6 protein-coding genes and 2 pseudogenes are annotated in these 5,900 nt (G+C 37.3%); 5 read left to right on the top strand and 3 right to left on the bottom strand.

What is annotated here, in order from left to right:
• Positions 1–717: 717 nt before the first annotated feature.
• Positions 718–1,227 carry an NUDIX hydrolase gene (locus A3IA_RS0107955; RefSeq protein WP_018380801.1) on the bottom strand — a complete coding sequence of 170 codons (510 nt, stop codon included), beginning with the start codon at positions 1,225–1,227 and terminating at the stop codon, positions 718–720.
• A 48-nt stretch (positions 1,228–1,275) separates the two neighbouring features.
• Positions 1,276–1,731, bottom strand: a complete 456-nt coding sequence (locus A3IA_RS0107950) for a DUF1694 domain-containing protein (protein ID WP_018380800.1) — start codon at positions 1,729–1,731, stop codon at positions 1,276–1,278.
• Positions 1,732–1,877: 146 nt separating this feature from the next.
• Here A3IA_RS0107950 and eno point away from each other — a divergent pair, with 146 nt between their 5' ends.
• A complete protein-coding gene (gene eno, locus A3IA_RS0107945) occupies positions 1,878–3,179 on the top strand; it encodes a surface-displayed alpha-enolase (protein WP_018380799.1) in 1,302 nt (433 codons plus the stop codon).
• Positions 3,180–3,327: 148 nt separating this feature from the next.
• On the opposite strand, the pseudogene A3IA_RS13475 reads toward eno, so the two are convergent.
• Positions 3,328–3,471 (bottom strand): annotated as a pseudogene (locus A3IA_RS13475) (site-specific integrase); the annotation flags it as partial.
• 2 nt (positions 3,472–3,473) lie between these two features.
• Between A3IA_RS13475 and A3IA_RS12700 the strand changes: the two are divergent.
• From A3IA_RS12700 to A3IA_RS12005, 4 genes and pseudogenes are all read left to right on the top strand, one after another.
• Positions 3,474–3,765 (top strand): annotated as a pseudogene (locus A3IA_RS12700) (hypothetical protein).
• A 345-nt stretch (positions 3,766–4,110) separates the two neighbouring features.
• Positions 4,111–4,332 (top strand): type II toxin-antitoxin system RelB family antitoxin, encoded by a 222-nt coding sequence (relB, locus tag A3IA_RS0107940; RefSeq protein WP_018380798.1) that lies wholly within the window; start codon positions 4,111–4,113, stop codon positions 4,330–4,332.
• Between the two features lies 1 nt (position 4,333).
• Complete coding sequence (locus A3IA_RS0107935; RefSeq protein WP_018380797.1) at positions 4,334–4,591, top strand: type II toxin-antitoxin system RelE family toxin; 258 nt, start codon at positions 4,334–4,336, stop codon at positions 4,589–4,591.
• A 623-nt stretch (positions 4,592–5,214) separates the two neighbouring features.
• A partial coding sequence (locus tag A3IA_RS12005) for a KxYKxGKxW signal peptide domain-containing protein (protein ID WP_018380796.1) occupies positions 5,215–5,900 on the top strand: 686 nt, incomplete at its 3' end.

The following is a 5,900-nucleotide window of genomic DNA, read 5'->3' as shown; positions in this document are numbered from 1 at the left end:
GCAGGGAAGCCTTTTTATTTTGGTCAAATTCAGTTTGATTCCCCATTTTTCACTTCAAAAATAGGAAACCTCAAAAAAGACAAACTTCATTTTTGAGGTTTGTCTCAGGTTGAAGAAAAAGTCTATTTTAGATATCTTCCTCCAAGCTTTTTTTCTCAGTAGCCAAAAACAAAAACACTCAAAAACGCTGTTATTTCAACGTTTTTGAGTGTTTAATTATTCCCCATTTCCCTGCGAGATGTTCCGAAATATCAAAGTTGCAGGGGTTTGTCTACGTTCTGAGACAAACTTCATTTTTGAGGTTTGTCTTTTTTATATATAGTCAAACGAATTAACATTCAGACAAGGAAGTGAGACGCGGACAGTACATGAGTCTAGCAATTCGAAAGTGACGATATATCACAGTTAATTCAAAAGATTATATTAGGTTGAAAATACTTATTTTTAATACTCAATGAAAATCAAAAGCAAACTAGGCAACGTCGATACAGATATAACTAAAGTCCATCAAGGTTGATTATCAGCTTGGAGAGTCCCCTACTAACTAGTGGTACAGAAGTCAATTTTGAAACAAGTCATATCAAAACCAGCCTTCACAAAACGAGGGCTGGTTAATTGTTTAGCATACTATTTCGAACGGCATGCACTAACAGATAGTTGAACTGCTGTATGCTGAATAGCACGTACGGTGGTGTGGTAAGAACTAGAGATCAGCTCTTACTTGATTGTCCATTTTCCAGTTTTGATAAAATGTTCTAGAACTTCTTTTTGCTTAGGAATGACAAGATTTTTTTTGAAAAAACTTTCTAGCTCCTCGAGAGGCACCCATTTATAAGCAGTTGTTTCTCCTACTTGTAAAGTAATAGCATCTAATTCACCTTGGTAGATGGTGCGGTAATTATAATAAATTGAAAAATGATTAGGTTCGATTTTTTTGCCGATGAAATCAAAAAATTCAAGGACTAAACCTGTTTCTTCAAGCACTTCGCGCCTAATAGCATCTAAAGGATTTTCACCTTGTAAAACAGAACCTCCAGCACTGGCTTCATAGTAACTAGGGTAGGTAGGCTTAGTAGAATCTCTTTTCATAAAAAGAATACTCCCATTGCTTGATTGAATAATGCATTCAACCACAAGATGAAAGAGACCGTTAGGAATGATTTGTCCTCTAGTTAGTATCTGACCAGTTTTTGTTACCGTTTCATCATATGCATCCCAGAATTCCATGTTTTTCCTTTCTCTAGACTCCAATTAATTTTTAGTAACGGTCAATTCTTATTTGCCAAAAATACGTTTAAAAATATTTTTTTTCGACTTAGAATTTTTGGACTCTTTGTCTCTCATCGTTGAGTCAGAGAGCATTAATAGATTGGTTTCTTGACGGTTAACGGCATGGTCGGTATATATTACAATACCGAAAGGAGAAGTAGATAATTTTTCTTCGATAATGGTGGCAGATAAGTTTTTCTCCTTAGCAGTCTTCAAAAAAGCCATTTGGGTTTCTTCGCTTATTTGAGATGAAATTTTTACTTTAACGGTTTCTTCATCTTTAATTTCTTTGTTTAAGGTCGCTTTAAACAGCGAGAGTATATCTTTTGCAGATACATCTTCAATTTTTATAGTAGCGAGGACTCTTTCTTGAAAAGTACCAAGGTAATAACGTTGCTCATCTGGATTTATAACTAAATTTCCTGATGAACGTTCCATGATTTTTTGGTTGACATCTGACATTTTTTCTTCCTCATGTTTTTGCGTTTGAATTTATTGTACTATAATTTTCAATTTTTCTGAAAAGATTGCCTTTTAATTTGAAGAAAGTCTCTTATTGTGGTATTATTAACATGTAAAATATTTAAACTCATAAGGAGAGTATTATAATGTCAATTATTACTGATGTTTACGCTCGCGAAGTCCTTGACTCACGCGGTAACCCAACACTTGAAGTAGAAGTGTACACTGAATCAGGTGCATTTGGACGTGGCATGGTTCCTTCAGGAGCTTCAACTGGTGAACACGAAGCTGTTGAACTCCGTGATGGCGACAAATCTCGTTACCTTGGTCTTGGTACTCAAAAAGCTGTTGACAACGTAAACAATGTTATCGCAGAAGAGCTTATTGGTTATGACGTACGCGACCAACAAGCTATCGACCGTGCGATGATCGCTCTTGACGGTACTCCAAATAAAGGTAAACTTGGTGCTAACGCAATTCTTGGTGTTTCTATCGCTGTTGCACGTGCAGCTGCTGACTACCTTGAAATTCCACTTTACAGCTACCTTGGTGGTTTCAACACTAAAGTTCTTCCAACTCCAATGATGAACATCATCAACGGTGGATCACACTCAGATGCTCCAATCGCATTCCAAGAGTTTATGATTGTACCTGTTGGGGCACCAACATTCAAAGAAGCTCTCCGTTGGGGTGCTGAAGTGTTCCACGCTCTTAAGAAAATCCTTAAAGAACGCGGACTTGTTACAGCAGTTGGTGATGAAGGTGGATTCGCTCCTAAATTTGAAGGAACTGAAGACGGTGTAGAAACTATCCTTAAAGCTATTGAAGCTGCTGGATATGAAGCAGGCGAAAACGGAATCATGATTGGTTTTGACTGTGCATCATCTGAATTCTACGAAAATGGAATCTATGATTACACTAAGTTTGAAGGTGAAGGTGCAGCTAAACGTACTTCAGCAGAACAAATTGATTACCTTGAAGAATTAGTAAACAAATACCCAATCATCACCATCGAAGATGGTATGGATGAAAACGACTGGGACGGCTGGAAAGCTCTTACTGAACGTCTTGGTGGACGTGTACAACTTGTTGGTGATGACTTCTTCGTTACAAACACTGACTACCTTGCACGCGGTATCAAAGAAGAAGCTGCTAACTCAATCCTTATCAAAGTTAACCAAATCGGTACTTTGACTGAAACTTTTGAAGCTATTGAAATGGCTAAAGAAGCAGGATACACTGCAGTTGTATCACACCGTTCAGGTGAAACTGAAGATTCAACAATTGCTGATATTGCCGTTGCAACTAACGCCGGTCAAATTAAAACTGGTTCATTGTCACGTACAGACCGTATCGCTAAATACAACCAATTGCTTCGTATCGAAGATCAACTTGGTGAAGTTGCAGAATACAAAGGTCTTAAATCTTTCTACAACTTGAAAAAATAATCTCTTTACGAGATTAAGGGCGTAAGAGCCTTGATATTAAGCACTTTGGGGTGTCATCCCAAGGTGCTTTTTTAGAGTTTACTACCCTTTGTACTACCCCTAGTAAAAATAGGGTATAGTAAGAGGGGAATCCAAGATGGGGCAACCCTTATAAACTATTGATTGCTGTTTCATAATTTGAGACAGCTTTTTTTGCGTTCTCTTGGTTAGTGTGCCAATAAACATTTTCGGTCATCATCAAATTAGAGTGCCCTAGTCTGTATTGTACATCTTTAGGGCTAGCTTGAGCGTAAAATGTTTGATGCTGCTAGAAATCAAGATATGCTAGGCTATCAAAAATACGCTACTATTAAGCAGATCAGATATTAGGGTACAAACAAGCAATGATGATATTTTAGAGGCTGTAAAAGAGGTTTATGTGTACAATCGTATGAACGTTATTGGAGCTTGCCAGCGAATATTATTTATCAGCCAGTCACCAGCTTACAACAAACTGAATAAGTGGTTTGAAACCTATTCTGAATTGTATTTTAGTGTTGTGCCTTTGCCTAATATGAGTCTGTATCACGAAGTGATAGGTGTCTAGATACTTGTATGCTATAATAAATTAAAGCACAAGGAGTAGTATATAGGGATTACGCCTTGATGGAGGAGATTCCGGTTCGAATACAGGCTATTGTGCTAGCACCTAGGAAACTAGGTGTTTTTTTGCTTTGTATGAACTAAATTCTTATGTAAAATCAACGATACTAGTCGCATGCTTAAATTCAGCCCAATTTTCGCTTATGTTTGCCCCTAGCCGATAATTTTAGTTGCAGATAAGTTGAAATGGTATACAGACGTTTTTAGAGGCTAATTGAAGGATACAGGAAAATGATTTACAAGTGCCTTGAAATGTGTTACAATGTAATACATAAGAGAGGTAAATAACATGAGTACAGTAACAATCAGATTAAATCAAGAAGAAGAAACATTTTTCAAAAGCTATGCTCAATTAACAGGGCAAAGCCTTTCTAGTCTATTTAAGAAAGCTCTTGAGCGTGATATTGAAGATGAATATGATTTAAAAATCTATCATCGAGCCTATGCCGAATATAAAGCAGACCCAGAGACAATTAGCCATGCTGATTTTAAGAAAGAGCTAGGCTTGTAATATGTATCGTATAGAATATTCTAAAAAGGCTCAAAAGCAGATTAAGAAATTAGATAAGCAGATACAGCGGCTGTTATTTGCCTGGATTGATAAGCACTTAGAGGGGACAGACAACCCACGCGCCAACGGTAAAGATTTAACAGGAAATCATGCCAGTGAATGGCGTTATCGTATTGGTGATTATAGGCTTATTTGTGATATTCAAGATGATAAGATAGTTATTTTAACACTTGAGTTCGGGCACAGGAGGGATGTTTAGTAGATATAAAATAGCACCTTGTAACGGGTGCTATCCTTGCCTGCTGAGCTCATAAATTTAATACCCTTTTTACTACCCTCACTAAAATAGTGTACTTACTTTGTATTTTGCGTTTTAGGATGAAATAGGTTAAAAGTTGATTAGTAGTTTAGTATATTTTATTGAATTGTTTGCTATTGAGATAACTTGAAAAAAATCTCTTTACGAGATTACGGGCTGAAAAGCCTTGATAAATCAACACTCTAGGGCGATTTCCTAGGGTGTTTTTGGGTTTATTATCAACTGCAGTGAGTGAACTATAACTAAGCGCAAGGGAGAATCAGATTAGTTCTTACCTTTTGTCTGTTTAAAGCGATAACTATCTTGGCTTTGAAGTTTCGAACACCCAAAGGTTGATGTTTAATATCTTTGATGAATTTGTTGGTGGCTCGAGCTTAGTTTTAAAATAAGATAGGGCAAACATAGAATAAAATATTTCTATCGAATATAAATTGACAATTCTGTTGAAAACTTACTTTCCTTTTAAAACATAGAGTTGTGAATAATTATTAGAATAACTTGACAAATTAACAAACATTGCTAAACTATTAATTATGAAATAAGTTAAATTAGGAGATTAGATCATGAAAAAGAAGATGTATAAGGCAAAAAAGCACTGGGTTGTTGCTGGTGTTACAACCGCTAGCCTTTTTTGGGCGCCAACAGTCTTAGCGCAAGAAGCCGCACCAGCCAATGCCGTAGTTGTTGACGAAACGACAGGTGGTTCTGATAATGTCACACCACAACCGACTACTGATACAGGCACTGTGGCTGTTACAGTTGATTCTGCATCGGTAGAAACTAGTCGTGAGTGGAGTGGAGAATCCTCGGTTGCGGAGAATGTTAATCCTGCTGAGACGTCATCTATTAGGTCAAATTCACCGCAGTCAGCACTATTGAAAACCAATAATAGTCCAACACCAGTAATGACAGCTCCATCAGCGGTTGTTAGTCATGATGTCAAACCAACCTCAGCACCTAAAAGGGAGAGCTTATCTGCTGGAGGGATTGCATCCGATTTATCGAAAGTAGATAATAGTGACATTAAGATTCGCTCACATGTGGAAAATATAGGTTGGCAAACACCAAGTAATGCAACGCAGTTGATTGGTACAGTTGGACAGAGTAAACGTTTAGAAGCTCTTGAACTTAGTTTGGGAAAAGACATGGCGAGTTTAGGAGAGATTGTTTACCAAAGTCATATTCAAAATATAGGCTGGCAGCGTCCAGTCAAAAATGGCGAGCTTAGTGGTACGGTTGGACAAGGGAA

It is taken from the genome of Streptococcus thoraltensis DSM 12221 (assembly GCF_000380145.1).
In the GTDB taxonomy this organism is placed as follows: domain Bacteria; phylum Bacillota; class Bacilli; order Lactobacillales; family Streptococcaceae; genus Streptococcus; species Streptococcus thoraltensis.
Note: the sequence above shows the minus strand (reverse complement) of the source record. Positions and strands in the feature narration are given on the sequence as shown.

Bases quoted from the DNA above. Each gene is read 5' to 3' on its own strand.
- A3IA_RS0107935 (WP_018380797.1), top strand. From the start codon at position 4,334: ATGTATCGTATAGAATATTCTAAAAAGGCTCAAAAGCAGATTAAGAAA.
- eno (WP_018380799.1), top strand. From the start codon at position 1,878: ATGTCAATTATTACTGATGTTTACGCTCGCGAAGTCCTTGACTCACGC.
- relB (WP_018380798.1), top strand. From the start codon at position 4,111: ATGAGTACAGTAACAATCAGATTAAATCAAGAAGAAGAAACATTTTTC.
- A3IA_RS0107955 (WP_018380801.1), bottom strand. From the start codon at position 1,227: ATGGAATTCTGGGATGCATATGATGAAACGGTAACAAAAACTGGTCAG.
- A3IA_RS0107950 (WP_018380800.1), bottom strand. From the start codon at position 1,731: ATGTCAGATGTCAACCAAAAAATCATGGAACGTTCATCAGGAAATTTA.